29 protein-coding genes are annotated in these 25840 nt (G+C 69.4%); 20 read left to right on the forward strand and 9 right to left on the reverse strand.

All coding sequences use genetic code 11. The features are described 5' to 3' along the window. Window positions 1-3 precede the first annotated feature (3 nt). The 13 genes from secY to truA all read left to right on the forward strand — a co-directional run bounded on the left by secY (window position 4) and on the right by truA (window position 8949). The gene (secY, locus tag ACIHFD_RS39100) at window positions 4-1308 is read left to right on the forward strand and encodes a preprotein translocase subunit SecY (RefSeq protein ID WP_397371254.1); all 1305 of its coding nucleotides are present in this window, start codon (window positions 4-6) and stop codon (window positions 1306-1308) included. Next, a complete protein-coding gene (locus ACIHFD_RS39105) occupies window positions 1308-1958 on the forward strand; it encodes an adenylate kinase (RefSeq protein ID WP_185070637.1) in 651 nt (216 codons plus the stop codon). Before secY ends, ACIHFD_RS39105 begins: the two co-directional genes overlap by 1 nt. Before the next feature lie 113 nt (window positions 1959-2071). Next, complete coding sequence (map, locus tag ACIHFD_RS39110; protein WP_350730997.1) at window positions 2072-2881, forward strand: type I methionyl aminopeptidase; 810 nt, start codon at window positions 2072-2074, stop codon at window positions 2879-2881. Between the two features lie 18 nt (window positions 2882-2899). Continuing rightward, window positions 2900-3349: a DUF1707 domain-containing protein gene (locus ACIHFD_RS39115; RefSeq protein ID WP_397371255.1), complete on the forward strand. Its 450-nt coding sequence runs from the start codon at window positions 2900-2902 to the stop codon at window positions 3347-3349. A 103-nt stretch (window positions 3350-3452) separates the two neighbouring features. Continuing rightward, window positions 3453-3854, forward strand: a complete 402-nt coding sequence (locus ACIHFD_RS39120) for a hypothetical protein (protein WP_397371256.1) — start codon at window positions 3453-3455, stop codon at window positions 3852-3854. Window positions 3855-4146: 292 nt separating this feature from the next. Next, the gene (gene infA, locus ACIHFD_RS39125) at window positions 4147-4368 is read left to right on the forward strand and encodes a translation initiation factor IF-1 (protein ID WP_012887858.1); all 222 of its coding nucleotides are present in this window, start codon (window positions 4147-4149) and stop codon (window positions 4366-4368) included. Between the two features lie 25 nt (window positions 4369-4393). After that, entirely contained in the window at window positions 4394-4507 is a 114-nt protein-coding gene (gene rpmJ / locus ACIHFD_RS39130) for a 50S ribosomal protein L36 (protein WP_003956441.1), read from the forward strand. 222 nt (window positions 4508-4729) lie between these two features. Beyond that, complete coding sequence (gene rpsM, locus ACIHFD_RS39135; RefSeq protein ID WP_125644650.1) at window positions 4730-5110, forward strand: 30S ribosomal protein S13; 381 nt, start codon at window positions 4730-4732, stop codon at window positions 5108-5110. A gap of 42 nt (window positions 5111-5152) precedes the next feature. After that, window positions 5153-5557 (forward strand): 30S ribosomal protein S11, encoded by a 405-nt coding sequence (gene rpsK / locus ACIHFD_RS39140; RefSeq protein ID WP_020542285.1) that lies wholly within the window; start codon window positions 5153-5155, stop codon window positions 5555-5557. Window positions 5558-5580: 23 nt separating this feature from the next. Then, window positions 5581-6207, forward strand: coding sequence for a 30S ribosomal protein S4 (gene rpsD / locus ACIHFD_RS39145; protein ID WP_185070645.1), 627 nt, complete (start codon window positions 5581-5583; stop codon window positions 6205-6207). A gap of 95 nt (window positions 6208-6302) precedes the next feature. Next, a complete protein-coding gene (locus ACIHFD_RS39150) occupies window positions 6303-7319 on the forward strand; it encodes a DNA-directed RNA polymerase subunit alpha (RefSeq protein WP_350731004.1) in 1017 nt (338 codons plus the stop codon). Between the two features lie 131 nt (window positions 7320-7450). After that, the gene (gene rplQ, locus ACIHFD_RS39155; protein WP_397371257.1) at window positions 7451-7978 is read left to right on the forward strand and encodes a 50S ribosomal protein L17; all 528 of its coding nucleotides are present in this window, start codon (window positions 7451-7453) and stop codon (window positions 7976-7978) included. Window positions 7979-8052: 74 nt separating this feature from the next. Further along, window positions 8053-8949, forward strand: coding sequence for a tRNA pseudouridine(38-40) synthase TruA (truA, locus tag ACIHFD_RS39160; RefSeq protein ID WP_397371258.1), 897 nt, complete (start codon window positions 8053-8055; stop codon window positions 8947-8949). Here the strand turns inward: truA and ACIHFD_RS39165 are convergent. From ACIHFD_RS39165 to ACIHFD_RS39175, 3 genes are all read right to left on the reverse strand, one after another. Beyond that, window positions 8914-10872, reverse strand: a complete 1959-nt coding sequence (locus ACIHFD_RS39165) for a hypothetical protein (protein ID WP_397371259.1) — start codon at window positions 10870-10872, stop codon at window positions 8914-8916. The two genes, truA and ACIHFD_RS39165, sit on opposite strands and share 36 nt — an antisense overlap. Before the next feature lie 104 nt (window positions 10873-10976). Beyond that, window positions 10977-11642 (reverse strand): hypothetical protein, encoded by a 666-nt coding sequence (locus tag ACIHFD_RS39170; protein WP_397371260.1) that lies wholly within the window; start codon window positions 11640-11642, stop codon window positions 10977-10979. 639 nt (window positions 11643-12281) lie between these two features. Next, the gene (locus tag ACIHFD_RS39175) at window positions 12282-12962 is read right to left on the reverse strand and encodes a CAP domain-containing protein (protein ID WP_363962206.1); all 681 of its coding nucleotides are present in this window, start codon (window positions 12960-12962) and stop codon (window positions 12282-12284) included. A 386-nt stretch (window positions 12963-13348) separates the two neighbouring features. On the opposite strand from ACIHFD_RS39175, the gene rplM reads away from it, so the two are divergent. From rplM to glmM, 3 genes are read left to right on the forward strand one after another with little or no spacing between them, the layout of a single operon-like run. Continuing rightward, complete coding sequence (gene rplM / locus ACIHFD_RS39180) at window positions 13349-13792, forward strand: 50S ribosomal protein L13 (protein WP_185070656.1); 444 nt, start codon at window positions 13349-13351, stop codon at window positions 13790-13792. 26 nt (window positions 13793-13818) lie between these two features. Then, a complete protein-coding gene (rpsI, locus tag ACIHFD_RS39185; RefSeq protein ID WP_350731016.1) occupies window positions 13819-14340 on the forward strand; it encodes a 30S ribosomal protein S9 in 522 nt (173 codons plus the stop codon). A 1-nt stretch (window position 14341) separates the two neighbouring features. Then, window positions 14342-15694: a phosphoglucosamine mutase gene (gene glmM, locus ACIHFD_RS39190; protein WP_350731018.1), complete on the forward strand. Its 1353-nt coding sequence runs from the start codon at window positions 14342-14344 to the stop codon at window positions 15692-15694. A gap of 47 nt (window positions 15695-15741) precedes the next feature. Here the strand turns inward: glmM and ACIHFD_RS39195 are convergent, their stop codons facing one another. From ACIHFD_RS39195 to coaA, 6 genes are all read right to left on the reverse strand, one after another. Next, window positions 15742-16458, reverse strand: a complete 717-nt coding sequence (locus tag ACIHFD_RS39195) for an ABC transporter permease (protein ID WP_397371261.1) — start codon at window positions 16456-16458, stop codon at window positions 15742-15744. Beyond that, window positions 16458-17372: an ABC transporter ATP-binding protein gene (locus ACIHFD_RS39200; protein WP_397371262.1), complete on the reverse strand. Its 915-nt coding sequence runs from the start codon at window positions 17370-17372 to the stop codon at window positions 16458-16460. Before ACIHFD_RS39200 ends, ACIHFD_RS39195 begins: the two co-directional genes overlap by 1 nt. After that, window positions 17369-18226 carry an ABC transporter permease gene (locus ACIHFD_RS39205; RefSeq protein ID WP_397371263.1) on the reverse strand — a complete coding sequence of 286 codons (858 nt, stop codon included), beginning with the start codon at window positions 18224-18226 and terminating at the stop codon, window positions 17369-17371. The genes ACIHFD_RS39200 and ACIHFD_RS39205 overlap by 4 nt, the downstream gene beginning before the upstream one ends. Continuing rightward, window positions 18219-19127, reverse strand: coding sequence for an ABC transporter ATP-binding protein (locus tag ACIHFD_RS39210; RefSeq protein WP_350731025.1), 909 nt, complete (start codon window positions 19125-19127; stop codon window positions 18219-18221). Before ACIHFD_RS39210 ends, ACIHFD_RS39205 begins: the two co-directional genes overlap by 8 nt. A gap of 40 nt (window positions 19128-19167) precedes the next feature. After that, window positions 19168-20094 carry a DUF389 domain-containing protein gene (locus tag ACIHFD_RS39215; protein WP_397371264.1) on the reverse strand — a complete coding sequence of 309 codons (927 nt, stop codon included), beginning with the start codon at window positions 20092-20094 and terminating at the stop codon, window positions 19168-19170. Between the two features lie 170 nt (window positions 20095-20264). Next, window positions 20265-21167 (reverse strand): type I pantothenate kinase, encoded by a 903-nt coding sequence (gene coaA / locus ACIHFD_RS39220; RefSeq protein WP_364243812.1) that lies wholly within the window; start codon window positions 21165-21167, stop codon window positions 20265-20267. Between the two features lie 194 nt (window positions 21168-21361). Between coaA and ACIHFD_RS39225 the strand changes: the two genes are divergently transcribed. The 4 genes from ACIHFD_RS39225 (at window position 21362) to alr (ending at window position 25815) form a co-directional block, all read left to right on the forward strand. Next, entirely contained in the window at window positions 21362-22768 is a 1407-nt protein-coding gene (locus ACIHFD_RS39225; RefSeq protein ID WP_363962212.1) for an alkaline phosphatase PhoX, read from the forward strand. Between the two features lie 13 nt (window positions 22769-22781). Next, window positions 22782-23132, forward strand: coding sequence for a holo-ACP synthase (locus ACIHFD_RS39230; protein ID WP_350731030.1), 351 nt, complete (start codon window positions 22782-22784; stop codon window positions 23130-23132). Window positions 23133-23141: 9 nt separating this feature from the next. Continuing rightward, window positions 23142-24599, forward strand: coding sequence for an NAD(P)H-hydrate dehydratase (locus ACIHFD_RS39235; protein WP_397371265.1), 1458 nt, complete (start codon window positions 23142-23144; stop codon window positions 24597-24599). 82 nt (window positions 24600-24681) lie between these two features. Beyond that, entirely contained in the window at window positions 24682-25815 is a 1134-nt protein-coding gene (alr, locus tag ACIHFD_RS39240; RefSeq protein ID WP_397371266.1) for an alanine racemase, read from the forward strand. Window positions 25816-25840 lie beyond the last annotated feature (25 nt).

The following is a 25840-nucleotide window of genomic DNA, read 5'->3' on the forward strand; positions in this document are numbered from 1 at the left end:
ACCGTGCTGACCGCGTTTACCCGGGCGTTCCGGACACCGGACCTGCGCAAAAAGTTGCTCTTCACCCTGGGCATCATCGCGCTTTTCCGTCTCGGCTCGGTTCTTCCGACTCCGGGAGTTCACGTCCAGAACCTCGCCGCCTGTTTCGAGCAGGCCCGTAACGGAGCCGCCGGCAACATCTACGGGATGGTGCAGCTTTTCAGCGGTGGTGCGCTCCTGAAGCTGTCGGTGTTCGCGCTGGGCATCATGCCGTACATCACCGCGAGCATCATTCTCCAGCTACTCGTCGTCGTGATCCCGCGTCTCGAGGCCCTGAAGAAGGAGGGACAGGCCGGTCAGACCAAGATTACGCAGTATACGCGTTATCTCACCATCGGTCTTGCCGTCCTGCAGTCCACCGCCTTCATCGCTCTGGCCCGCACCGGGCAGCTGTTCCCGAACTGCCAGCAGGACGTGCTGCTCGACCCCGACAACATCTTCCAGATCGTGACGATGGTGGTCATCATGACCGCCGGTACGTCCGTGATCATGTGGCTCGGTGAGCTCATCACCGACCGCGGTGTCGGCAACGGCATGTCCATCCTGATCTTCACGCAGGTCGTCGCGGTCTTCCCGTCCGAGCTGGCCAACATCTTCCAGGCGAACAAGTTCACCTTCACGGTCGTCATGGTCGTCGGTGTCTTCATGATCGCCGCGGTGGTCTTCGTCGAGCAGGCGCAGCGTCGCATCCCGGTCCAGTACGCCAAGCGGATGGTCGGGCGCAGGATGTACGGCGGCACGTCCACGTACATTCCGCTGAAGGTCAACCAGGCCGGCATCATCCCGGTCATCTTCGCGTCCTCGCTGCTCTACCTGCCGCAGCTGCTGACGTCGCTCTTCCAGAGCACGGACAACGCGTTCATCCGCTGGATCTCGCAGAACCTGGCCACCGGTGACACGCCGATCTACATGGGCACGTTCTTCGTGTTGATCATCTTCTTCACGTACTTCTACGTGTCGATTACGTTCAACCCCACTGAAGTCGCCGACAACATGAAGAAGTACGGTGGGTTCATTCCGGGCATCCGTCCTGGCAGGCCGACGGCTGAATACCTGAACTTCGTGCTCACTCGTCTGACCGCGCCGGGCTCGCTCTATCTGGGTCTGATCGCCATGGTCCCGATCGTCGCGCTGGCGGTGTCCGGTGCGAGCCAGAACTTCCCGTTCGGAGGGACGAGTATTCTGATCATGGTAGGCGTCGGCCTTGACACCGTTAAGCAGATCGAGAGCCAGCTCCAGCAGCGTAACTACGAAGGTTTCCTGCGGTAGTGCGTCTCGTTCTGGTCGGGCCCCCCGGAGCGGGTAAGGGGACACAGGCCCAGTACATCGCATCGAACCTGTCCATCCCGAAGATCTCGACAGGTGACATCTTCCGTGCCAACGTCTCGGGGGGCACGGATCTTGGCAAGCTGGCCAAGACGTACATGGACCGTGGTGATCTGGTGCCCGACGAGGTCACCATCGCCATGGTCCGTGACCGTCTGTCCGAGGACGACGCGCAGGACGGGTTCCTGCTCGACGGCTTCCCGAGGAACGTCGCACAGGCGGAGATCCTGCGCGACATGCTCAAGGACTGGGGCCAGGCGCTCGACCTCGTACTCGAGCTCGTCGTCGACGACGACGAAGTGGTCAGGCGGCTGGCCGGCCGGCGCACCTGCAGCCAGTGCGGCCGTATCTGGCACGTCGAGTTCGATGACAAGAAGGACGACAAGTGCGACGCGTGCGGGGGCGCGCTCTTCCAGCGTGACGACGACAAGGAGGAGACCGTCAGGCATCGCCTGGAGGTCTACCAGGAGCAGACGGCGCCGCTGGTCTCCTACTACGCCGACGAGGGCATTCTCGTGGGGGTCGACGCCACGGGCCCGGTCGAGGAGGTCACCCAGCGGGCCATGGAGGCGATCCGCCCGTTCATGGGATAGCTCCAGTTACGAGCGATTTGCGGAGGTGGCACGGGTTTCCGTGCCACCTCGCGGCTATTGTGGGGGGAATTGGGCCCCCATTGTGGCCCGTTGAAGACCCAGGGGGGCAGAAGATGTTCAAAAGGAACAGACACGGTATCCAGATCAAGTCGCCGGAGCAGCTGGAGAAGATGCGGGCGGCGGGCCTGGTGGTCGGGCGCACGCTCGACCTGCTGAAGCGCTCGGTCGAGCCCGGCATGACGCCGCTCGACCTCGACGTCATCGCCGAGAAGGCGATCAGGGACGAGGGCGCGATCCCGTCGTTCAAGGGCTACCAGGGCTTCCCGGCGACGATCTGCGCGTCGGTGAACGACGAGGTGGTGCACGGCATCCCGACCGACGCCAGGAAGCTGCGCGAGGGCGACGTCATCTCCATCGACTGCGGCGCGATCCTGGACGGCTGGCACGGCGACTCGGCCGTGACGGTCCCGGTCGGCGAGGTGGACCCGAAGCTCACCGAGCTGATGCGGATCACCGAGGAGGCCATGTGGCGCGGCATCGCGGCGCTGCGGGTCGGCCGCCACCTGTCCGACATCGGCTACGAGGTGGAGCGGTACGTCAAGTCGCAGGGCCGCTTCGGCATCCCCCCGGAGTACGGCGGCCACGGCATCGGCACCGAGATGCACATGGACCCGTGGATCGCCAACCACGGCCGGCCCGGCCGGGGCCCGGTGCTGGAAGAGGGCATGTGCCTGGCCATCGAGCCCATGGTGAACCTGGGCACCGAGCGCACCCGCGTGCTGGCCGACGAGTGGACCGTCGTGACGGTCGACGGCAAGCAGTCCGCACACTTCGAGCACAGTGTCGCCGTGACACATAATGGTCCTTGGGTGCTGACCGCTCTGGACGGCGGGCAAGAGCGCCTTACCCAACCGCAGAACTGACCCCCGGGAGTGGGTGGGATGGCGAACAGCCCCGAGATGCGAGCCTCCGACGCCGACCGCGACCGCGTCGCCGCCATCCTCCGCGAGCACACCGCGCAGGGCCGCATCACGATGGACGAGTTCAACGAACGGCTCGAGCAGCTCTACGCGAGCAGGACGTACGGAGAGCTGGCCAAGCTCACGGTCGACCTGCCGGACGTGGACCTGCGCAACCGGCCCGCCACGGTGCCGCAGAGCCCCGCACGGCGCACCGGCATGCATCCCGGCATGCGGGCGGCCTGGGGCGCCTGGGCGTCGGCCAGCGGCATCAACTGGGTGATCTGGCTGATCGTGAGCCTCACGTCCGAGCACCTGATCTACCCCTGGCCGCTGTGGGTCATGGGCCCGTGGGGCGTCATCCTGCTGATCAGCACCGTCTTCGGCAACCCGCCGCCCGACAAGCCCAAGAAGTCGAAGAAGAACAAGTAGGGCTGTGTGCACTAGTGCACTGTGTGCATTCGTGCGCAGTACGGATATGTCTGGATTCCTAACGTGAGCTGTGTCGGGAAGCACGACTCACGGAGGAACCGAAATGCGCAAGATTCTTGCGGCCACCGCTCTCGCCGGCTCGATCGCCCTCACCGGGCTCGCCGTCGCCCCCGCCGCCCAGGCGGCCACCGCCACCCAGTCGTCGGTCACGTCGATCAGCAGCTGGGGCAAGTACTACTCCAGCAACCACAAGGCCTTCACCTACGGCAAGACCTGGAAGCAGAACGGCAAGGTCTACACCCACTGGTACGGCAAGGAGTTCACCCCGAAGAAGGGGTACGTGTGGTTCAAGTACTACTCCGGCGGCAGCTGGCACAAGTTCGTCCAGGGCTGGGACGGCTCGTACCAGGCGACCTGGTCGAAGTTCGGCATCAAGAAGCTGTACACCTACACCTGCTGGGGCGGCCCGTCCAAGTACTGCGGTCCGACGCACCGCATCTACTAGGACCCCACCCTCGGGAACAGGGCCCGCCGGGATCTCTCCCCCGGCGGGCCTTCCGCTTTCCCCGGAAGGTCTGAAGGCCGGTGAACGTGGGGTAGACTCGTCCGTGGTTGTGTCAGGACACCTGGCACGCGTTTCGCGTTTTAGTCTCAGGTGTCGTACACTCCTTAGTCGGCTCACTATGACTATCACGCGTCGGCGGCCCTTGCCGGTCGCCGCTCTCTTCGAAGCGTGAAGTCGCGGCTGCTTAGTGAACCGGAGCCTCAGACGATCGATCAGTGAAACGCGAGGAATCTTGGCCAAGAAAGACGGCGCCATCGAGATCGAGGGCACTGTGGTCGAGTCGCTCCCGAACGCCATGTTCCGGGTGCAGCTCGACAACGGCCATAAGGTCCTGGCCCATATCAGCGGGCGGATGCGGATGCACTACATCCGGATTCTGCCGGACGACCGGGTAGTCGTTGAACTGAGCCCCTACGACCTGAGTCGTGGGCGGATCGTCTACCGATACAAGTAAGACGTCTGAGGAATCACGAAGGACAATGAAGGTAAAGCCGAGCGTCAAGAAGATCTGCGACAAGTGCAAGGTGATCCGCCGGCACGGTCGCGTCATGGTGATCTGCGACAACCTGCGCCACAAGCAGCGCCAGGGTTAGTCGCCGCAAGGCTCCTCCGAGTCCGCCCCGATTGAGGGAGCGGGCTCGACGCATGAGGAGCCTGAGTCAGTAATCGCGTCTCACACCTGAGCAGGCGGGCCCTTTTCGAAAGGCTCGAACCGCTCTGGAGACCCCCGGTCGGAGGCCGGGGCCCTCACCCCGGGCATGGGGAGGGGTAGTGCGGCGCAAGACCTCCGCCACAAAGAAGGAGAATGCCCGACCATGGCTCGCCTGGTTGGCGTCGACCTCCCCCGCGAGAAGCGGCTGGAGATCGCTCTCACCTACATCTACGGAATCGGCCGCACCCGCGCCCAGGAGATCCTCCAGGCCACCGGTGTCAGCGGCGACCTCCGCGTGCACCAGCTCTCGGACACCGAGCTCGTCCCGATGCGTGACTACATCGAGGCGAACTTCAAGATCGAGGGTGACCTGCGCCGCGAGGTCCAGGCCGACATTCGTCGCAAGATCGAAATCGGTTGCTACCAGGGCATCCGGCACCGCAAGGGCCTGCCCGTCCACGGCCAGCGCACGCAGACCAACGCGCGCACCCGCAAGGGCAAGAAGAAGACCGTGGCCGGTAAGAAGAAGCCCGGTAAGAAGTAGTCCACAGCCGCGGACCGAAGACCTCAGGAGTAATGGCAAACAATGCCTCCTAAGAGCCGTCAGGGCGCCCCGAAGAAGGTGCGCCGCAAGGAAAAGAAGAACGTCGCTCACGGGCACGCCCACATCAAGAGCACGTTCAACAACACCATCGTCTCGATCACGGACCCCAACGGGAACGTGATCTCCTGGGCCAGCGCCGGCCACGTGGGTTTCAAGGGCTCCCGTAAGTCCACCCCGTTCGCCGCCCAGATGGCCGCGGAAAACGCCGCTCGCCGCGCCATGGAGCACGGCATGCGCAAGGTGGACGTCTTCGTCAAGGGTCCCGGCTCCGGCCGTGAGACCGCGATCCGCTCCCTCCAGGCCACCGGCCTCGAGGTGGGTTCGATCCAGGACGTCACCCCGGTCCCGCACAACGGTTGCCGGCCGCCGAAGCGCCGCCGCGTCTGAACAAGCCCAGGAGATATTGAGAAATGGCTCGTTACACGGGCGCCGACTGCAAGCTCTGCCGTCGCGAGAAGACCAAGCTCTTCCTCAAGGGCAGCAAGTGCGAGTCTGCCAAGTGCCCCATCGAGATCCGTCCTTACCCGCCGGGTGAGCACGGCCGCGGACGTCCCAAGGAGTCCGAGTACCAGCTTCAGCTTCGTGAGAAGCAGAAGACCCGCCGCATCTACGGCGTCCTCGAGAAGCAGTTCCACAACTACTACGAGGAAGCCACCCGCAAGACCGGCAAGACCGGTGAGGCGCTGCTCCAGATCCTGGAGAGCCGTCTCGACAACGTCGTCTACCGCGCCGGGTTCGCCCAGTCGCGTGACGCCGCCCGCCAGCAGGTGCGCCACGGCCACATCCTGGTGAACGGCAAGAAGGTCGACATCCCGTCCTACCGCATTCGCGAGCACGACATCATCGAGGTCCGCGAGAACAAGCGCAACCTTCTGCCCTACGAGGTCGCCAGGGCGACCGCGGGCGAGCGCACCGTTCCCGCGTGGCTCGGCGTCGTGCCCGAGAAGCTCCGCGTCCTGGTTCACCAGCTGCCGGTTCGCCAGCAGATCGACACCCAGGTCCAGGAGCAGCTCATCGTCGAGTACTACTCGAAGTGAGCCTGAGTTGAGGTGCGGATTTCCGCACCTCAACTACGCTGTTTATCGGAGTGGCGTCATATAGCGGGCGCCACACGAAAAAGGGGAGACCCCGCATGCTGATCGCTCAGCGCCCGACTCTTCTCGAAGAGTCGCTCGACGACACCCGGTCCCGGTTCGTCATCGAACCGCTGGAGCCGGGCTTCGGTTACACCATCGGCAACTCGCTCCGCCGCACGCTGCTGTCGTCCATTCCGGGCGCGGCCGTGACGAGCATCCGGATCGAGGGCGTCCTGCACGAGTTCTCGACCGTTCCCGGGGTCAAGGAAGACGTCACTGACATCATCCTCAACCTCAAGGAGCTGGTCGTCTCCTCCGAGCACGACGAGCCGGTCGTGATGTACCTGCGCAAGCAGGGCCCGGGTGAGGTCACCGCCGCCGACATCGCGCCGCCGGCCGGTGTCGAGGTGCACAACCCCGAGCTGCGCATCGCCACGCTCAACGGCAAGGCGAAGCTGGAGATGGAGCTGACCGTCGAGCGCGGTCGCGGCTACGTCTCCGCCGCCCAGAACAAGCAGCCGGGCCAGGAGATCGGTCGCATTCCGATCGACTCGATCTACTCCCCGGTGCTCAAGGTCACCTACAAGGTCGAGGCGACCCGAGTCGAGCAGCGCACCGACTTCGACCGTCTCATCCTCGACGTCGAGACCAAGCCGGCCATGAAGCCCCGCGACGCGGTGGCCTCCGCCGGTAAGACCCTCGTCGAGCTCTTCGGCCTGGCCCGCGAGCTCAACGTCGAGGCCGAGGGCATCGACATCGGCCCGTCGCCGACCGACGCCGCCCTGGCCGCCGATCTGGCGCTGCCGATCGAGGAGCTCAACCTCACCGTTCGCTCCTACAACTGCCTCAAGCGCGAGGGCATCCACACCGTGGGTGAGCTCGTCGCGCGCAGTGAGCAGGACCTGCTGGACATCCGCAACTTCGGCGCCAAGTCGATCGAAGAGGTCAAGCAGAAGCTGCACGAGATGTCGCTGGCGCTCAAGGACTCCCCGCCCGGGTTCGACCCGAGCGCGGTGGCCGGCGGCGGCTACGACGACGACGACAGCGCGTACGTCGAGACCGAGCAGTACTGATCCGCTTTTCGAAGGCCCCGCGCGGTGTCATGGCGCGGGGCCACAGCAACGGATCGCATGAGCGACTGCGATCCGGCCCGACTCCGGTACCTGGTACGGCCGGGGCGGGTTAATCCAGGAGGAGAAAGACCATGCCCAAGCCCACCAAGGGTGCACGTCTTGGCGGCAGCCCGGCGCACGAGCGGCTGATCCTGGCCAACCTGGCCACCGATCTGTTCCGCCACGGCAAGATCCGCACGACGGTCGCCAAGGCCAAGCGCCTGCGCCCGCTGGCGGAGCGCCTGATCACCAAGGCGAAGAAGGGCGACATCCACAACCGTCGCCAGGTCCTGACCGTCGTCAAGGACAAGGGCGTCGTACACCACCTCTTCACCGAGATCGCGACGACGTTCGCCGAGCGTCCCGGTGGCTACACCCGGATCACCAAGGTCGGTCCGCGCAAGGGCGACAACGCCCCGATGGCGGTCATCGAGCTGGTGGCCGAGCCGCTGAACGGCGTCACGACCCGCCGCACCGAGGCCCCGGCCGCCGCCGCGGCTCCGGCGCCCGCCGCGGAGGAGACCGAGGCTCCGGAGGCCCCCGAGGCCGCCGCCGAGGAGACCCCCGCTGCGGAGGAGGCCCCGGCCGCCGAGGCTGAGGCGAAGAAGGACGAGGCCTGATCTTTCAGGTCGGACGAGACGGGCCCGGACCCCCTGCGGGGTGCGGGCCCGTTTTCAGTTGAAGGAGGATCATCGTGGTACGGCTCCGCCTCGGCCTCGCGTACGACGGGACCGACTTCTCCGGATGGGCCAGGCAGCCGGGACGCCGGACCGTCCAGGGCGAGATCGAGCAGGCGCTCGGCAGGATCCTGCGCCTCGGCGAGCCCGCGATGCTGACCGTGGCCGGCCGCACCGACGCCGGCGTGCACGCGCGCGGCCAGGTGGCCCACGTGGACGTGCCCGACGGGTCTCTGGCCGAGCTCGACGGCAACAGAGGGCCCCTGGACGTCCATGAGCGGCTCGCTGCGCTTGTCAGGCGCCTCGGCGGGGTCCTGCCTCCAGATGTACGCGTTCATCGGGTCTCCGTGGCTCCTGAGGGCTTCGACGCGCGTTTCTCGGCGATGTTCCGGCGGTACGCGTACCGGGTGAGCGACGCGGTGGGCGGCGTCGACCCGCTGCGGCGGCGCGAGGTGGTCTGGCACAACCGGTCGCTGGACGCCGGCGCGCTCAACGCGGCGGCGGCGCGGCTGCTCGGGGAGCACGACTTCGCGGCGTTCTGCAAGAAGCGCGAGGGCGCGACCACGATCAGGGAGCTGCAGCGGCTGGACTGGGCGCGCGAGCCCGACGGGGTGCTGGTGGCGACCGTCGTGGCGGACGCGTTCTGCCACTCGATGGTTCGGGCGCTGGTCGGGTCGCTGCTGGCGGCCGGTGACGGCAGCCGGCCGGTGGAGTGGCCCGGCCAGGTGCTGGCGCGGGCCGTACGGGACTCGGGGGTGCACGTCGCGCCCGCGCACGGGCTGTGCCTGGAGGAGGTGGGCTACCCGGCGGAGCCGGAGCTCGCCGCGCGGGCTCGGGCCACGCGGCGAGTGCGGACCACCGCCCTCCAGCGGACGCCGTCAGCCCTTGGTGACGCGGCGCTCGAGGACGAGTGAGGTCTGGTCCCGGAACGCCCCGCTGACCTTGGGCAGCGTCTTCTCCTTGGACTCGGGGGTGTGGCCGTCGGCGTAGGTGGCGTAGCTGAAGATGATGTAGCGGCCCCACACCAGCCCGGCCGCGTAGCCGCCGGCGATGTTCACGCGCTCGCCGCCCGAGCCGTCGGCGCCGGGGAGCGGGCGGAACCAGACGTTGCGTGAGAGGTTCTTGGACTGGTCGGCGATGATGGCCGCGTCCTTGTCGGGCAGGACCGCTATGCCCGTGGTGACCGCGTAGCGGTGCTTGCTGTCGACGTAGGTGGCCCTGAGCACGCGGCTGCACTTCTGCTCTTTCAGCGCGTCCGCGAAGTCCCCTGTGGCGGCCTTGTCGCAGCTCGTCTCGACGGCCGCCTTGACCCTGGTGAACGTCGTGCCCGCCGCGCTGACCTTCTTCTTCGGGAACGCCTCCGAGAGCGACAGCTTCTGCGGGTCGGTCTGCTCGGAGTTGAGGATGGACGTGCCGTCGGGGGCGTCGGAGGGCGCCGCGGCGGCGGGCGTCTCGGTGCTGGGCTCGCTTGACGCGGTGGGCCGGGTGGCGGCCGTGGTGGGCGTGGGGGAGGTGACCGCCTGGTAGGCGAAGAATCCGCCGGTCGCCACCCCGGCCAGGGCCAGCGCGCCCAGCGTGACGAGCAGGGCCCGCTTGCTCTTGCCGGGTGGGGTGGGAGGCGGGGGCGGGGTCTGGAACGGTGGCTGTTTGAACGCTCCAGGCGGGAACGCCGGGCTGCCGCCCTGGGGCCGGCTGAGCGGGGCGGCGGGCTTCTGTCCCCAGGTGTCCCTGGGGAACGGGAGATCGGGCAGCTTGGCCTCGGATGGTGGGTTGGGGGGCCAGACGGGCACGTCGCCGGGCTCGGGCGGGTGGGCCGGCAGGTTGGCCGGATCGGACAGGGAGAGCGGCGGGGTGCCGTGTTCGGTGGGGTTCGGGGTGAAGGAGGACGGCACCGGTTCGGCGAGGTCCTCCTCCGGCGAGGCGATCGGGGCCGGCAGGAAGCCGTCGGGAGGGGTGTCCTGGTCGGCGATGGACGAGGGCTGGGCCCTGCCCTCCGCCTGCTGGGCGGCCTCCCGGCGGGCCGCATCCGGGTCGAAGTAGTGGGCCGGGCGGGTGAGTCCCTCCGGTTGGGTTGCGTTGGGGTCGTAGCCCGGCTCGTCGTTGTCGGGCTCGGCCACCAGCTCGCCCGTGGCGGCGGGCCAGGGCGGCTTGGCGTTCGGGTCGCTGGGCGGCGCGGGCCACACCGGCATGCCCGCCGCGGCGGCGGTGAACGCCGGTGGCGGCTCCCACGACGGGCCGCCGGGCGCGGCCTGCTCTGCGGGCCAGGCGCCGGGCTCCGGGTCGTCCCAGGGGCGGATGGCCCGCACCTGTTCGGCTCGTATCTGCTCGCCCAGCGTGGGGCGCGACCGGCCGATGAGCGTCTGGTCGGGGTCCTCCGCCTCGGCGGCGGGGTGCGGCGGGCGCAGGCCGCCCGGGCGGGTGGGCTCGGACTCGTCGTCGTACCAGTCGTACGGCGCTGCGTCGTCGCCCGCCACCTCCCACGGCTGGACGCCGGGCGGCTCGTCGGAGTCGGGAACGGCGGGCCGCGTCTCGGGGTCGGGCGGCGGCCCCCCGAAGACGGGGACGGCGGGTCGCGTCCCGGAGTCGGGCGACTCGTACGGCGCTCCCCTGAAGACGGGAACGTCTGCCGCCTCGCCCGACGGGGCGGGCGGCGCGTCGTCGTCAGGGCTGTGCGCCGCGTCGTCGGAGGAGCCGCGCAGTTCCTCGTCGGCGGGGGCGAACGCCGGTGGTACGTCTCGCCCGCTGGTCTGGCCGAAGCTCGGCGGTGGCGTCGCTGGTGCGGCCGATCCGTCGGCTTCCCTGCGATCGTGCTCAGACCCGGGTTCCTGGCCACGCATAGGGCGAGCCTAGCGAGAGTAGCGAGATCGTTATGTCGGTATGAGCGTTCCCAGTGGGATCCGGCATCCCGTTTGGGGGCTTATCGAATAAGAAGCCGTTTTCGCTACAGGGGGCTTCCAGTGACCGAGCGGTTGTCCAGAGCCTTGAAGACCGTCGCCTGGGTGATGTCGTTGATGGCGCCGAAGATCTGCTTGGAGCCCTTCTTGTCCGGCTTCGTGCCGTCCTTGTTCTGGAACCAGACCATGATCGCGTAGTGGCCGTGCGTCCAGATCCTGGCGCCGCCCGCGCCCGAGCCGAGCTGCTTGGTGACACTGTCCTTGCCCGCCAGCGGCTTCACGTAGTTGGCCGTGCTGCCGACCTTGGCCACCTTGGACGCTAGCTTGCTGGTCTTGAGGTTGGCCACGCCGACCGTGCCGATGATCTTGCCGGCCTTGTCGCGGAAGCTGGCGCGTACGAGCTGGTTGCACTTGCCGTCCTTGAGCGCCTTCTTCAAGGCGTCGCCCAGGGCGCCGTCAGCGCACTTCTTGTCCTTGCTGGTGACCGTCATCTCGTACGACCGGCCCGCGACCGTGATCTTCTTCGTCTTGCCGAAGATCTCCTTGACCGTGATCGGCTCGGGGTCCGTGGACCGTTCGGCCGCGAAGCCGTACTTGCCGGGCGGGGCCGACGGGAGCGGTGGCGCGGTCATGCGAGGGGTCGTGGTCTGGGCCGTGACGGGCTTGTCGGCGTTCCACATCATCGCGAGGCCGCCGCCGAGCAGGCCGAGCACCGTTATGCCGCCGATGGCGAACCACAGCGGGGCGCGCGAGCGCGGGCCCTCGTCGTACGGGCTCCAGCCGACCCTGCTCTGCGGTGCCCTGTCGTCGCCCTGCGGCGCGCTGTCGGCCTTGCTCTCCTGCTCGGCGTCGTCGGCGGCGCGTTGCTTGCGGGAACGGCGGGAGCGGCGCGGGGCGTCGTCGCCGTCGCCGGAGGAGTCCGGGCCGTCAGGACCTCCGGGTCCACCAGGGCCTTCCGGTCCGCCCGGGCCGCCGAAAAAGCCGGGGCCGCCGGGTCCACCAGGGCCAGGGCCGCCAGGACCGCCGGGGCCGCCAGGGCCAGGACCGCCGGGACCGCGACCGCCGGGTCCGCCGGGGCCAGGTCCGCCGGGGCCAGGGCCGCCAGGAGCGCCGGGGCCGTTGGGGGCGCCGAAAAAGCCCGGTCCGCCAGGACCGCCAGGGCCGCCGGGTCCGCCAGGGCCACTGGGTCCGCCAGGGCCGGGGCCGCCGGGACCATCGGGGCCGGCCGGACCGCCGGGACCGTTCGGAGCGCGGCGTCTGCCCGCAGGCTGGAAGACACTCCCCATGCCATAGGGGGCGCTGTTTTCACGTCCTTCGGGAAAAGCCATGCGGCGACATTACCGTGATGCGCGTCATCGGGTTCCGAAGTCCTGGGTCCACCATGGCCCGTCCGGGCCGGACGCGACGCCCACCCCGATGGCCTTCAGGCCGCAGTCGAGGATGTTCTTGCGGTGGTCGGGGCTGTCGAGCCAGCCGCGTACCGCCTCGTCGGGGGTGCTGTACCCGGCGCCGATGTTCTCGGCGGCGCCCCAGCGGTATCCCGCGCGCTCCATCCGGTCCCACGGCGACGACCCGTCGGGGGAGGTGTGCGCGAGCTGCCCGGTCTGGGCCATCTCCAGCGAGTGCGTACGCGCGGAGCTGGAGAGGCCGGAGTCCACCCTGAGCGCCCCGCAGCCGTGGCGGGACCGGGCGGAGTTGGTCAGCGAGACGACCTTGGCCGCCAGCCCGGGCATGATCTGCACGCCGCCGCTGCCGTCGCTGAGCATCGCGGGGTTGTCCTGGGAGTTGAACCCGGCGATCTGGCCGTCGGGCGATCTGGTGGCCTTGGGGGTGGCCCGGCCGCGGGGCATGGCCTTGGTCGTGATCTCCCTGGGGATCATCTCGACCTGCTGCTGCGCCTTCCTGGCCGTCGTCGGAGCGGGGTTTGCGGTGGCAGCGGCCGGCGGGGCGGTCTCGTTGAGATAGACATGGGGGGTCGGCTCGGCGTCGTCGGTGAGCCGGCCGAGCAGCACCCCCGTGAAGAGCACGGTCATGAGGCAGGCCAGCACCCCCAGGTGATTCCGGCGCCGAGCGCCCCGCTGGGTTGGCCGGGAGTGAGAGTTCTGCCACATACCGCCGCTAACGATAGGGATGTCTGGTCCTGGGAAAGAAGAGGTCCCAGGGAAACGAAACCTAACCGTTCTGCGTTCGGGTAGACTCGCTGCGGGCTACTGGTCGTTTTGACCTGCGCGCCTTTGGGCGAGTAGCTTAGGTTCGTTGTGTGCATAGGTCCCGCGTGACCAATGCGCGGCGCGTCCGGCGTCATCTCCCGCAATGAGGAGACGGAAGGTCCGGGCCGTCGTGTGCCCGCACCGACCGACCAAATGTAGCTGTCGCATCCGACAGCGCCGAAGACGCGAGCATAAAGAAGGCTACGACCGTGCGCACGTACTCACCGAAGCCCGCCGACGTCCAGCGTCAGTGGTACGTCATCGACGCGACCGATGTCGTGCTGGGCCGGCTGGCCAGCCACGTCGCGACCCTGCTCCGCGGCAAGCACAAGCCGATCTTCGCTCCCCACGTCGACACCGGTGACTTCGTCATCGTGATCAACGCGGACAAGATCGCGCTCAGTGGTAACAAGCTTGAGCAGAAGAAGGCGTACCGCCACTCGGGCTACCCGGGCGGTCTGCGTTCCGTCAGCTATGGCGAGCTCATGGAGAAGCGGCCCGACAAGGCCGTCGAGAAGGCCGTCAAGGGCATGCTTCCGAAGAACTCCCTCGGCCGGAAGATGGCGAAGAAGCTGAAGGTCTACGCGGGTTCCGAGCACCCGCACCAGGCTCAGCAGCCGGTGCCGTTCCAGATCACCCAGATCGCCCAGTAGTAGTTCGAAAGAGTTAGAGGAGAACCGTGGCTGAGCCCACCGGTGTCGAGACGGCCGTCGAGCCCGAGCTGGAGGAAATCTCCAGCGAGGAATTCCCGTCCGAGTACACCACCGAGTCCGCCGCCAGCGCCGACGCGCCCGTGCGCAAGCCCGTCACCACGGGCAACTCGTACGGCACCGGCCGCCGCAAGGAGGCGATCGCCCGCGTGCGCATCGTCCCCGGCACCGGCAAGTGGACGATCAACGGTCGTTCGCTGGACGTCTACTTCCCGAACAAGGTCCACCAGCAGATCGTCAACGAGCCCTTCGTGGTGCTCGGCGCCGAGGAGGCGTTCGACGTCATCGCGCGCATCGACGGCGGCGGCGTGACCGGCCAGGCCGGCGCGCTGCGCATGGGCCTGTCCCGCGCCCTGGCGATCCTGGACGTCGAGATCAACCGGCCGCCGCTGAAGAAGGCCGGCTTCCTCACCCGTGACGCCCGCGCCACGGAGCGGAAGAAGTACGGCCTCAAGAAGGCCCGCAAGGCTCCGCAGTACAGCAAGCGCTAAATTGGCGCGCCTTTTCGGCACCGACGGGGTACGTGGGGTCGCGGGTCGCGACCTCACGGCGCAGCTCGCCATGGACCTTTCGGTCGCGGCGGCTCACGTCCTCGGCGATGCGGGCGCGTTCGCCGCTGCCGGCCGCAAGAGCAGGCCGGTGGCGGTCGTGGGCCGGGACCCTCGCGCCTCGGGAGAGTTTCTCGAGGCCGCGGTGGTCGCCGGCCTCGCGGCGTCCGGTGTGGACGTGCTGCGCCTCGGCGTACTTCCCACCCCGGCCGTCGCCCACCTCACCGCCGCGCTCGGCGCCGATCTCGGCGTCATGCTGTCGGCCTCGCACAATCCGGCGCCGGACAACGGCATCAAGTTCCTGGCCCGCGGCGGCTTCAAGCTGTCGGACGCGGTCGAGGACGAGATCGAACGGCGGCTGGGCGAGGACTGGAGCTTTCCCGTCGGCTCGGCCGTGGGCCGGGTGCGGGAAGCGTACGGTGAGGCCAACCGGTACGTCTCCCACCTGCTGACCACGATGAACGCCGCGCTCGACGGGCTGAACATCGTGGTCGACTGCGCTCACGGCGCCGCCCACATGGTGGCCCCGGAGGCGCTGGTGCGGGCGGGCGCCAGGGTCGAGGCCATCGGCGCCAGGCCCGACGGCCTCAACATCAACGCCGGCCACGGCTCCACCCACCTGGACAAGCTCGCGCAGATCGTCGTGTCGCGCGGGGCGGACCTGGGCGTGGCCTACGACGGCGACGCCGACCGCTGCCTGGCGATCGACCACACGGGCGCGATCGTCGACGGCGACCGCATCATGGCCATCCTCGCCGCCGCCATGCACGGCGAGGGCCTGCTGGCCAAGGACACCGTGGTGGCGACCGTGATGTCCAACCTGGGCTTCAAGCTGGCCATGCGCGACGCGGGCATCACCGTGGTGGAGACCGCGGTCGGCGACCGCTACGTGCTGGAGCGGATGAAGTCCGACGGCTACAACCTGGGCGGGGAGCAGTCGGGCCACGTCATCATGCTCGACCATGCCACCACCGGCGACGGCCTGCTCACCTCGCTCCACCTGCTGGGCGTGGTGGCCAAGTCGGGCCTGTCGCTGAAGGAGCTGGCCGCGGTGATGACGCCGCTGCCGCAGATCCTGATCAACGTCAAGGACGTGGACAAGGGCAAGGCCGCCGCCCCCGAGCTGCTGGCCGCCGTCGCCGAGGCGGAGGGCGAGCTGGGGGAGACGGGCCGGGTCCTGATCAGGCCGAGCGGCACCGAGCCGATGATCCGGGTCATGGTCGAGGCCGCGTCGGAGGAGCACGCCACCCAGGTGGCCGGCCGCCTCGCCGATGTGGTGCGCACGGCCTGCGTCTGAGCGACTGTCCGAACGGCCCGCGGGGGTGACCCCCGCGGGCCGTTCGTTCATTCGTCCCCGGTGAGCGAGAAGACCCGCAGCCGCTGCCCCGCCCAGAAGACGCCGACCACCGTGACGACGATCAGCGCGGGTAGGGCGAAGCTCAGCGCGACGTCCGCCTCGACGAAGGCCGAGTCGGAGATCTGCTTGGCAATCGTCTGGCCCCACTGCTGGATCGAGAACTTGCGGGCGCCCTGGATGAAGTTGCCCACCACGCTCTCCCAGACGAGGGCGTAGATGATGCCGATCGTGACCGCGTGCCGGGTGACGACGCCCAGCAGGAGGAAGACGGCGGCGTACGCGATGCCGGCCACCAGGGCTCCGAGCGCGAATCCAGGGGCGATGCCGTCCTCGTTGCCGGCCAGGATCCAGGCCGCCACGTAGGTGGGCACGGCGCCGAACAGGGCCATCAGCGAGGCCGCCACCAGGAACTTCGTCCGGACGATGACCGGGCGGGAGATCGGCTTGGACATCAGGTGGATGATCGTGCCGTCGTCGATCTCCGGGGCGATGACGCCCGTGCCGGCGATCAGGCCCAGCAGGGGGAGCATGGTGCTGATGGCGAACTTCTGCATCAGCTGCACGGCCGCGCTCTGGTCGTCCCCGCCGAGCACGCGGAAGAGCACGGCCAGCCCGATCAGGGCGAGCGGCAGCAGCAGGAGCAGGATGATGCGCCGCCGCCCGAGCAGAGCCCGGTAGGTGATGCCCGCCACGACTGTGTTCATCAGGTGCTCCTGTTGATGAGGTAGGAGAAGACGCTCTCCAGGTCCTCGTCCGCAGGGGAGACCTGGTGCAGGTGTACGCCTTCCGTCTGGGCCACCCGGGGGAGGAGCCAGGCGAAGCGGCGGAACTCGGCGGCCTGGACCTCCAGGCCGTCGGGGCGGAGGGTGATGCCGCCCGTCGAGTGGTCGCGGATGAGGGCGGCGGCTAGCTTCCTGTCGTCGCTCGAACGGATCACGAACAGGTGGGGCCGGTCGGTCATCAGGCGCCGGATCTCGCGGAAGTTGCCCGACGCCGCGTGCCGGCCCGCCACCAGCACCTCGATGTGCTGGGCGACCCGTTCGACCTCCTCCAGGATGTGGGAGCTGAACAGGATCGTCTTGCCCGCCGTGCCCATGGCGCGGATCAGGTCCATGAGGTGGAGGCGCTGGCGGGGGTCCATGCCGTTGAACGGCTCGTCGAGCAGGAGCACGGGCGGGTCGTGGACGAGCGCCGCGGCCACCTTGACGCGCTGGCGCATGCCCTTGGAGTACGTCTCCACACGCCGGTCCTTGGGCTCCTCCATCTCGACCGTGGCCAGGGCCTTGCGGGCCGCCTCGACCGGGTCGCCCAGCCCGTGGAGGCGGGCGGCCGAGAGGACGAACTGCCAGCCGGTGAGGAAGCCATACACGCCCTCCCGTTCCGGGACTAGGCCGATATTTCGGTAAATGTGGTGGTTCTTCCAGACCTGCTGGCCGTCCAGCGTGACCGACCCGTTGGACGGCGACAGGAAGCCCGCCATCATGTGCAGGAGTGTGGACTTGCCCGCCCCGTTGGGGCCGAGCAGGCCCGTGACGCCGGGGCCGATCGTCATGGTGACGTCGTTGACCGCCACCACGTTGCCGTACCAGCGGGAAACCTGAGACAGCTCGATCTTCACCGTGCGGCCGCCTTCCTGTAGCGCAGCGCGAGGGCGCCCACGGCGAGCGCCACCAGCACCACGAGGGCCGCGGCCGAGGTGGGCCCGCTCGGGTAGTCCCCTTCGGGGATGTGCGGCGGGGTGCCGAACAGCCAGGTCTGTACGGAGTCCACCAGCCAGAACGGGTTGGCCAGCCAGGCCCAGGAGGCCGCGGCCTCGTTGCCCGAGGCGTACAGGGACCCGTAGATCAACGGGACCGACGCCGACGACAGCAGGTAGACGGCGATCACGGAGGCCACCCCGAGCCCGCGCCGCGGCGTGAACGAGGCCAGCGCCAGCCCGAACGACGACATCAGCACGGCCAGCAGCAGCGCCATGAGGACGGAGCCGAGGTATTCGCCGGTGGCCGGCGGCCCGGGCATGTCCACCACCAGCTCGCCGGCGTAGATCAACGTCAGGGGCACCGCCACCAGCAGGAAGAGCGCCGCGGTCATCGCCGTGACCTTGGCGCCCACGTACTCGGCGATCGAGACGGGACGCGACAGGTAGAGCGGCAGCACGCGGTAGCGCAGGTCGGGCGCGACCACGGTGGGCGCCTGCGCGGCCAGGAAGACCGCGACGACGGCCTGCATGATGACGGCGAAGCCGCTGTAGGGGAGGATGCGCTGCTGGGCCAGGGCCATCGTCGCGACGGCCACGACGGCCGGCAGGAGCATGATGACGAAGAGGGAGAACGGCATGATCTTGCTGCGGGCCGTGCGCCCGAGGCCGAAGATGCCGCGCAGGCTGTGGACGGTCAGCGCCCGGGTCGCGTAGGCGCGGCCGAGCCGGGGCCCGTCGTAGTGGCGGTAGCCGATGTCGTAGATCTCAGACACCCGCCACCTCCTCCCTGAAGACGTCCTCGATGCGGTGACGTCCCTGTTCGAGGCGGATGAGGCAGAGGTCCAGGTCGACGGCGGCGTCCCGGATCGCGTCGAACGTCTCGGGCCCGAGAACCTTGACCACCAGCAGGCGGCCCTGCTGCGAGACCGTCTGGCCGGCCTCGGTCAGCCGGGCGGCCAGCGGCTCCAGCCCCTCCTCGACCTCGACCGTGACGGTCTGCGTGGCCTGGGTGAACTCGCCGATCGCGGACGAGCGCAGCAGCCGCCCGGAGTCGATGACGATCACGTGGTCGCAGATGCGCTCCAGCTCGCCCAGCAGGTGGGAGGTGACCAGCACGCTGATGCCGAACTCGGTGCCGATGCGCCTGATCAGCGTCAGCATCTCGTCGCGGCCGCGCGGGTCGAGGCCGTTGGTGGGCTCGTCCAGGAAGACCAGCTTGGGGTCGTGCACCAGGGCCTGGGCCAGCTTGACGCGCTGCTTCATGCCCGTGGAGTAGCCCCCGACGGCACGGTAGCGCTCTTCGGCCAGGCCCACGTGGCGCAGCACGTCGGCGGCGCGCTCGCGGGCGGCGGTGCGCGGCAGGCCGGACATCTGTGCGAGGTGGACGACCAGCTCGGTGGCGGAGACGTCGGGCGGGAGGCATTCGTGCTCGGGCATGTAACCGACGAGCCGGCGGATCTCGGCGCCCTGCGCGGTCACGTCCAGATCGAGCACCTTGGCCGCGCCGCCGGTGGGCGGCAGCAGGCCGAGCAGGATCTTGAGCAGCGTCGACTTGCCCGCGCCGTTCGCCCCCACCAGACCGGTGACGCCGGGCCCCACGGTGACCGTGAGCTGGTCGACCGCGGTGACGGTGGGGAAGCGTTTGGTCAGCCCCTCGGTGGCGAGGATGTGCATGTGCCCGACCGTACCGGGCGGGCGAGGGCCGCCGCCTCGTTCAGACGGATGAACGCCGTCCTACTTGAGGCCAGAATTTCCGCTGGACCAGCAACGTGCCCGTGCCCGCGATGATCATGCCGAGGATGTTGACGGCGAGTTGCGAGACCGAGCCGTAGACTTCGTTCCAGTCGCCCAGCGCCAGCGCGACGGCCACGTAGCCGGCCGCGGGCACGGTGGTGACCGAGATGAAGACGCCGACCAGGGCCGACGACTTGCCCGCCGTGACCGACAGCACCCCGGCCGCGCCCGCGAGCAGCGCCACGATCAACGACCACCGGTCCGGTTTGACGATGAACTGGACCTCTTCGTTCCTGGTGAGGTTGCCGATGTCGATCCAGCCGAGCCAGTTCGAGACGAGCGCGCAGGCGAAGGTGATCGCGATCGCCAGCGTGAACCCGATGACCAGCGTCCTCAGCGACGTGATGATCAGGTGCCACCTGCCGCGCAGCAGGCCGAAGCAGATGGCCGCGACCGCGCCGAACTCCGGCCCGAGCACCATCGCGCCGACGATCAGGATGGGGGAGTTCTGCAGGATGCCGATGCCCGCGAGCTGCGTGGCGATGGCCAGGAAGGCCAGGTACGCCCACGTCATGCGGGAGTCGGCGTGCACCCGGTGCGCGAGCTCCTCCCACACCACGGCGTCGTCGGGATCGCCGGGCGCCTCCTCGACCGCGTCGGTCGCGACCCTGGACAGCGACAGATCGACCTGCTCGATGGCGATGGAGCCCTCGGTCTCCAGCCACTTGAGCCGGTTCAGCACCTCGTTGGCGGACTCGCGGGCCGCGTCGCAGAGGATCACGTCGCCCGCCGGCTCGCGGGCCGCGCCCGGCAGGACGACGATGTTGGTGACGCCTGGGCAGTCCTCCAACACCGTCGTCGCCTCGCCGGTCCGCGCGGCCGGGCTGATCAGTCGCAGATGTAGCACAGGGGCCATTGTCGTCTATCGGACGTTGATGGCGTTTTGACACATCTGCGTGAGGCTGACGTGCATGATCCGATACCGATGTCACGACCATGGTGAGGAGTGCTGGTTCGCCGCGGTGGACGACCAGGAGTGCGGGGGCAGGTTGGCCCTCTACCTGTTCGAGGAGGTGCTCAGGTCTGGCGGAGCCGTACCCGCCGTACCGAGTGGTCGGCGCCCTTCTTGAGCACGAGGTCGGCCCGGCCCCTTGTGGGGGCGATGTTCTCGACCAGGTTGCGCTCGTTGATGTCGCGCCAGACGTTGACCGCGAAGGCCGTGGCCTCCTCGTACGAGAGCTCCGCGATGTACCGGAAGTACGACTTCGGGTCCTCGAAGGCGGTGCGACGGAGTTTGTGGAAGCGGTCGACGTACCAGGTGCGGATGTCCTCGACCTTGGCGTCCACGTAGATGGAGAAGTCGAAGTAGTCGTTGACCGCGAGGGACGTGGGCGGGGCCGGCTGGAGGACGTTGAGCCCCTCGATGATCAAGATATCCGGACTTTTCACGACCTGGCTTGCCTTGGGCACGATGTCGTACTCCAGGTGGCTGTAGATCGGCGCGCGCACCTCCGCCGCCCCGGCCTTCACCTCCGCCACGAACCTGACCAGCGCCCTGCGGTCATAGCTCTCCGGGAAGCCCTTGCGGTGCATGATCCCCTTGGCCTCCAGCACCGCGTTCGGGTAGAGGAAGCTGTCGGTGGTGATCAGCTCCACGTGCGGGTGCTCGGGCCAGCGGGCCAGCAGGGTGTGCAGGAGCCGCGCCGTCGTCGACTTGCCGACCGCGACGCTGCCCGCGATGCCCAGGATGTACGGCACGCGCTGCTCGGGATGACCGAGGAACGCGCTCAGCACGCTGCTGCGCTCTTTGGACCCGGTGAAGTGCAGGTTCAGCAGCCGGGTCAGGGGGAGATAGATGTCCGTGACTTCAGTGAGGTCGATGGGGTCGTCGAGGCCGCGAAGCTCTTCCAGCTCGTCTGCGGTGAGAGTCAAGGGCGTGTTCTTGCGGAGCTCGCTCCACTGCTCCCTGCTCAGTTCCACGTAGCCGTTGTTCACCTTGGCAGCGTAGCGATGAGCGGTGAACCGGATCATGGCCGGGTGCGCGCAGCGGGATCCACAGCCTGTGGATAAACACGTGGGATTACCGAGACTCAGTTCGGGGAAGGAAGATCCGTCTTGCCGAATCACGCGTATGAACATGTGTCGGCGGCTACTGTGCAGGGCTGGGAGGTCTGATGGACCGTCGTCGCTTCATCACGAACGTGATCGCCGTCGCCGGCCCCTTCGCCGGAGTCGCGTGCGCGGGAGTGCAAGGGGGCGTCAAGCCGGTGCAGGGAGGTTACGGGCGGCTGAAGCCCGTGCCCGACCTGCGTGACGGGAAGGTGCGGCTGCATCTGCCCGAGGGGTTCAAATATCGCTCGTTCAGCGCCGCCGGCGAGAAGTTCAGCGACGGGTCGGCCGTGCCGGGCAGGCACGACGGCATGGCGGCGTTCTCCGGCCCCAAGGACAGCGCGATCCTGATCCGCAACCACGAGGTCAACGGCCCCGTCGGCGCGTTCGGCGACAAGGCGAGAGCGTACGACCCGATGGCCGGGGGCGGCACCTCCACGCTGCGCGTCACCCGCTACGGAGAGGTGATCCAGGCCGCCCCCTCGCTCAACGGCACCATGATGAACTGCTCGGGCGGCCCCATGGCGTGGCGGGCCTGGGTGAGCTGCGAGGAGACGGTCAACGGCCCCGACGTGGCCGACGACTTCTCCGGCGGCGACAACGCCAAGCTCACCCGCAAGCACGGCTACATCTTCGAGGTGCCGGTCAACCGCGCAGCCACCGCCAGGCCGATCAAGTCGGCCGGCCGGTTCCCGCACGAGTCGGTGGCGTTCGACCCCTCCACGGGCGCGCTCTACATGACCGAGGACAACTTCTCCTACCCTTCCGGCTTCTACCGCTACCTGCCGCCGAAGCACCCCGTCCAGGCGGGGCGGCTGCTCGACGGCGGGCGGCTGCAGATGCTGGCCGTCAAGGGCGCCAAGCGCAAGGACCTGTCCGTGGGGCAGCAGCCCGCGGCCACGTACGAGACCGCCTGGGTGGACATCGAGGACCCCGACCCGACCTTCACCGGCAGGCCCGCCTACGACCAGGCCGTCCAGGCCGTGGGCAGCCAAGGGCGGGAGCAGGGCGCGGCGATCTTCTCCCGGCTGGAGGGGGCCGTCTTCCACCAGGGGGTCGTGTACTTCGTCTCCACCCAGGGCGGGGCCACGGCGGCCGGCGACACGCCGCCCTCCGGGTTCGGCAAGGGGCGGGGGCAGGTGTGGGCGTACGAGACGTGGAGCGGGCGGCTCAGGCTCGCCTACGAGTCGCCGCGCTCGGCGGTGCTCGACCTGCCCGACAACGTGACGGCCAGTAGGCGCGGCACGCTCGTGCTGTGCGAGGACGGCGACGGCGACAACTACCTGCGCGGGCTCACGAAGGCGGGCCAGATCTTCGACTTCTGCCGCCTGGAGCCGATCCCCGACGACCCGGGGGCGGAGTTCGCCGGCTCGACGTTCGGGCCCGGCGGCCACACCCTCTACGTCAACGTCCAGGCGAAACAGGGCAGGTCATTCGCGATCTGGGGTCCGTGGGAGCGCGGGCTGTTCTGAGTACGCTGGGGTCATGATCCTTGGCATCGGCGTTGACGTCGTGGACATCGACCGCTTCGAGGCGGCGCTGGAGCGCACACCGCAGCTCAAGGAGCGGCTGTTCACCGAGGCAGAGATTGAGCTGCCGGTGCGGTCGCTGGCCGCCAGGTTCGCCGCCAAGGAGGCCGTGGCCAAGGCGCTCGGCGCGCCCAGGGGGATGGCCCACCTGGAGGCCGAGGTGCGCCGCGACGAGCACGGCAAGCCCGAGCTGCGGATCACCGGCAAGGCCGCGGAGGTCGCCTACGACCTCGGGGTCAAGCGCTGGCACGTCTCGCTCAGCCACGACGCGGGCGTGGCCGTGGCCTACGTGATCGCGGAGGGATAGCTTCGGATCGTGAAGACTGCCTACACCGCCGACCAGATCCGGGGCGCCGAGCACGAGCTGATGGCGCGGCTGCCCGAGGGCACGCTCATGCAACGGGCCGCCACCGGGCTCGCCGCCGTCTGCGCCGACCTCCTGGGCAGGGTCTACGGCAAACGCGTCGTGCTCCTCGTCGGCAGCGGCGACAACGGCGGTGACGCGCTCTACGCAGGCGAGCGGCTGGCCAGGCGCGGGGCGTGGGTGGGCGCGGTCCTTGCCGGGTCCAAGACGCACGAGGCCGGGCTCGCCGCGCTCAGGCAGGCCGGCGGGCGGGTCGTCGAGCGGGACGCTCTGGAGCGCGCGGACCTGATCATCGACGGGCTCGTCGGGATCGGGGCCTCAGGGGCGCTGCGGGAGCCGTACCGGGCGCTCGTCGAGGAGGCGAACGCGGCCCGCGGGCCGATCGTCGCGGTGGACGTGCCGAGCGGTGTGGACGCGAGCAGCGGCCGGGTGGAGGGCCTCGCGGTGCGGGCCCGGGTGACCGTGACCATGGGGGCGTACAAGACGGGCCTGCTCGTCGATCCCGGCGCCGAGCACGCGGGCACGGTCGAGCTGGTGGACATCGGGCTCGGGGCCCATCTGCCCGATCCCGACGTCGCGGCGCTGACCGGCGGCGACGTGGACGTCCTGCTGCCGCGGCCCGGCAACGAGTCCGACAAGTACCGCAGGGGCGTGCTGGGCGTTGCCGCGGGGAGCGACCTGTTCACCGGCGCGGCCGTGCTGGCCGTGGGCGGCGCGTTGCGGGCGGGGGCCGGCATGGTGCGGTACGCGGGCCCCGGCGCGCCGGTCGCCCAGGTGCGCGCGCACTGGCCGGAGGCCGTGGTCACCGAGCTGGACCGGCCCTCCCTCGAAGACGTGGGCCGGGTGCAGGCGTGGGTGCTCGGGCCGGGGCTGGGCACCGGGGAGTGGGCCCACGAGGTGGCCGCCCAGGTGCTGGCCTCCGACGTGCCCGTGCTGATCGACGCCGACGCACTGACGCTGGTGGCCCGGGACCGCGGGCTGCTGCGGCGGTCGGCGCCCGTCCTGATCACGCCGCACGCCGGAGAGCTGGCCCGGCTCATCCGCGCCGACCGGGACGCCATCGAGGCCGCCCGGCTGGAGCACGTCCGCCGGGCGGCGGCCGAGCTGGGTGTGACCGTGCTGCTCAAGGGCTCCACCACGGTGGTGGCCGAGGAGTCGCGGCCGGTCCGGGCGAACGTCACGGGCACCTCCTGGCTGGCCACCGGAGGGACCGGCGACGTGCTGGCGGGGGTGGCCGGGGCGCTGCTCGCCCAGGGGCTGAGCTGCTACGACGCGGCGTCCTGCGGGGCGTTCCTGCACGGGCTCGCCGGGTGGCGGGCCGCCGAGGGCGCGCCGCTGACCGCGGCCGACGTGGCCGCGGCGGTGCCGGCGGCCATCCGCGCGGTGACCGGCGGGGGCCGCTCGTCGTAGGGGTGGCGGGTCGTCGGGGCGGGGGCGGAAATCGCGCTCGACCACCCGCGTGAGCTGCCACACTAGAAGGATGTACTCCTCGATGGCCACACCGGCCCAGGCGCGGGTCGATCTGGCCGCGATCAGGCACAACGTGGCCCTGCTCAAGGAGCGGGTCCGCGGCGCGGAGCTGATGGGCGCCGTCAAGGCCGACGCGTACGGGCACGGGCTGGTGCCGGCGTCCGAGGCCGTCATCGAGGCAGGCGCGAGCCGGCTGGGCACCGCGTTCGTCCGGGAGGCGCTCGAGCTGCGCGCGGGCGGGGTGACCGCGCCGATCCTGTCGTGGCTCATCACCCCCGGCGAGCCGCTGGACGAGGCCCTCGACAAGGACATCGAGCTGTCGGCCTCCGACGCGGGGCTGCTCGGCGAGATCGAGGCCGCCGCCCGCCGCACGGGGCGCACGGCCAGGCTCCACCTGGAGGCCGACACCGGCATGAGCAGGGGCGGCTCGCCGCTGGCCGCCTGGCAGGGGCTCCTCGACGGGGCGCTGAAGCTCCAGGCCGAGGGCGTCGTCGAGATCGTCGGCCTCTGGTCCCACTTCGCCTGCGCCGACATCCCCGGCCACCCGTCGATCGAGCAGCAGCAGGAGGCGTTCAGAACGGCGCTGAAGCTGGCCGAGCGGGCCGGCGCGGCGGGCTCCCACGTGATCCGGCACCTCGCCAACTCCGCGGCCACCGTGACGCTTCCTGAGGCCCGCTACGACCTGGTCAGGCCCGGCATCGCGATGTACGGCCTGAGCCCCATCCCCGAGCTGGGCGACTTCGGGCTCAGGCCGGCGATGACGCTCGTGGCGCAGGCCGGGCTGGTCAAGCGGGTTCCGGAGGGCTCGGGCGTGTCATACGCTCACCTGTACGTCACCGACCGCGAGACCACCCTCGGCCTCGTGCCGCTCGGATACGCCGACGGGATCCTCAGGCACGCCACGGGGCGGGTCGAGGTGCTGGCCGGCGGGCGGCGCAGGTTGATCGCGGGCCGGGTGTGCATGGACCAGTTCATGATCGACATGGGCGACGACCCCCTGTCGGCAGGCGACGAGGTCGTGCTGTTCGGGCCCGGTGACGGGGGCGAGCCGACCGCTCAGGAGTGGGCGGATAATCTCGGCACGATCACGCATGAGATCGTGACCAGGATCGGGTCGCGCGTGCCGCGGGTCTACGAGCACAGGCGCTCGGAGTGACGACGGGCACTTCGCGGCGGGCATG

The organism is Nonomuraea sp. NPDC051941 (assembly GCF_044593615.1).

Excerpts from the sequence above, each read along its gene's own strand:
- map (WP_350730997.1), top strand. The coding sequence starts at position 2,072 with ATGTTCAAAAGGAACAGACACGGTATCCAGATCAAGTCGCCGGAGCAG.
- ACIHFD_RS39115 (WP_397371255.1), top strand. The coding sequence starts at position 2,900 with ATGGCGAACAGCCCCGAGATGCGAGCCTCCGACGCCGACCGCGACCGC.
- ACIHFD_RS39120 (WP_397371256.1), top strand. The coding sequence starts at position 3,453 with ATGCGCAAGATTCTTGCGGCCACCGCTCTCGCCGGCTCGATCGCCCTC.
- rpmJ (WP_003956441.1), top strand. The coding sequence starts at position 4,394 with ATGAAGGTAAAGCCGAGCGTCAAGAAGATCTGCGACAAGTGCAAGGTG.
- rpsM (WP_125644650.1), top strand. The coding sequence starts at position 4,730 with ATGGCTCGCCTGGTTGGCGTCGACCTCCCCCGCGAGAAGCGGCTGGAG.
- rpsK (WP_020542285.1), top strand. The coding sequence starts at position 5,153 with ATGCCTCCTAAGAGCCGTCAGGGCGCCCCGAAGAAGGTGCGCCGCAAG.
- rpsD (WP_185070645.1), top strand. The coding sequence starts at position 5,581 with ATGGCTCGTTACACGGGCGCCGACTGCAAGCTCTGCCGTCGCGAGAAG.
- ACIHFD_RS39150 (WP_350731004.1), top strand. The coding sequence starts at position 6,303 with ATGCTGATCGCTCAGCGCCCGACTCTTCTCGAAGAGTCGCTCGACGAC.
- rplQ (WP_397371257.1), top strand. The coding sequence starts at position 7,451 with ATGCCCAAGCCCACCAAGGGTGCACGTCTTGGCGGCAGCCCGGCGCAC.
- ACIHFD_RS39165 (WP_397371259.1), bottom strand. The coding sequence starts at position 10,872 with ATGCGTGGCCAGGAACCCGGGTCTGAGCACGATCGCAGGGAAGCCGAC.
- ACIHFD_RS39175 (WP_363962206.1), bottom strand. The coding sequence starts at position 12,962 with ATGACCGTGCTCTTCACGGGGGTGCTGCTCGGCCGGCTCACCGACGAC.
- ACIHFD_RS39195 (WP_397371261.1), bottom strand. The coding sequence starts at position 16,458 with ATGAACACAGTCGTGGCGGGCATCACCTACCGGGCTCTGCTCGGGCGG.
- ACIHFD_RS39210 (WP_350731025.1), bottom strand. The coding sequence starts at position 19,127 with ATGCACATCCTCGCCACCGAGGGGCTGACCAAACGCTTCCCCACCGTC.
- ACIHFD_RS39225 (WP_363962212.1), top strand. The coding sequence starts at position 21,362 with ATGGACCGTCGTCGCTTCATCACGAACGTGATCGCCGTCGCCGGCCCC.
- ACIHFD_RS39230 (WP_350731030.1), top strand. The coding sequence starts at position 22,782 with ATGATCCTTGGCATCGGCGTTGACGTCGTGGACATCGACCGCTTCGAG.
- alr (WP_397371266.1), top strand. The coding sequence starts at position 24,682 with ATGGCCACACCGGCCCAGGCGCGGGTCGATCTGGCCGCGATCAGGCAC.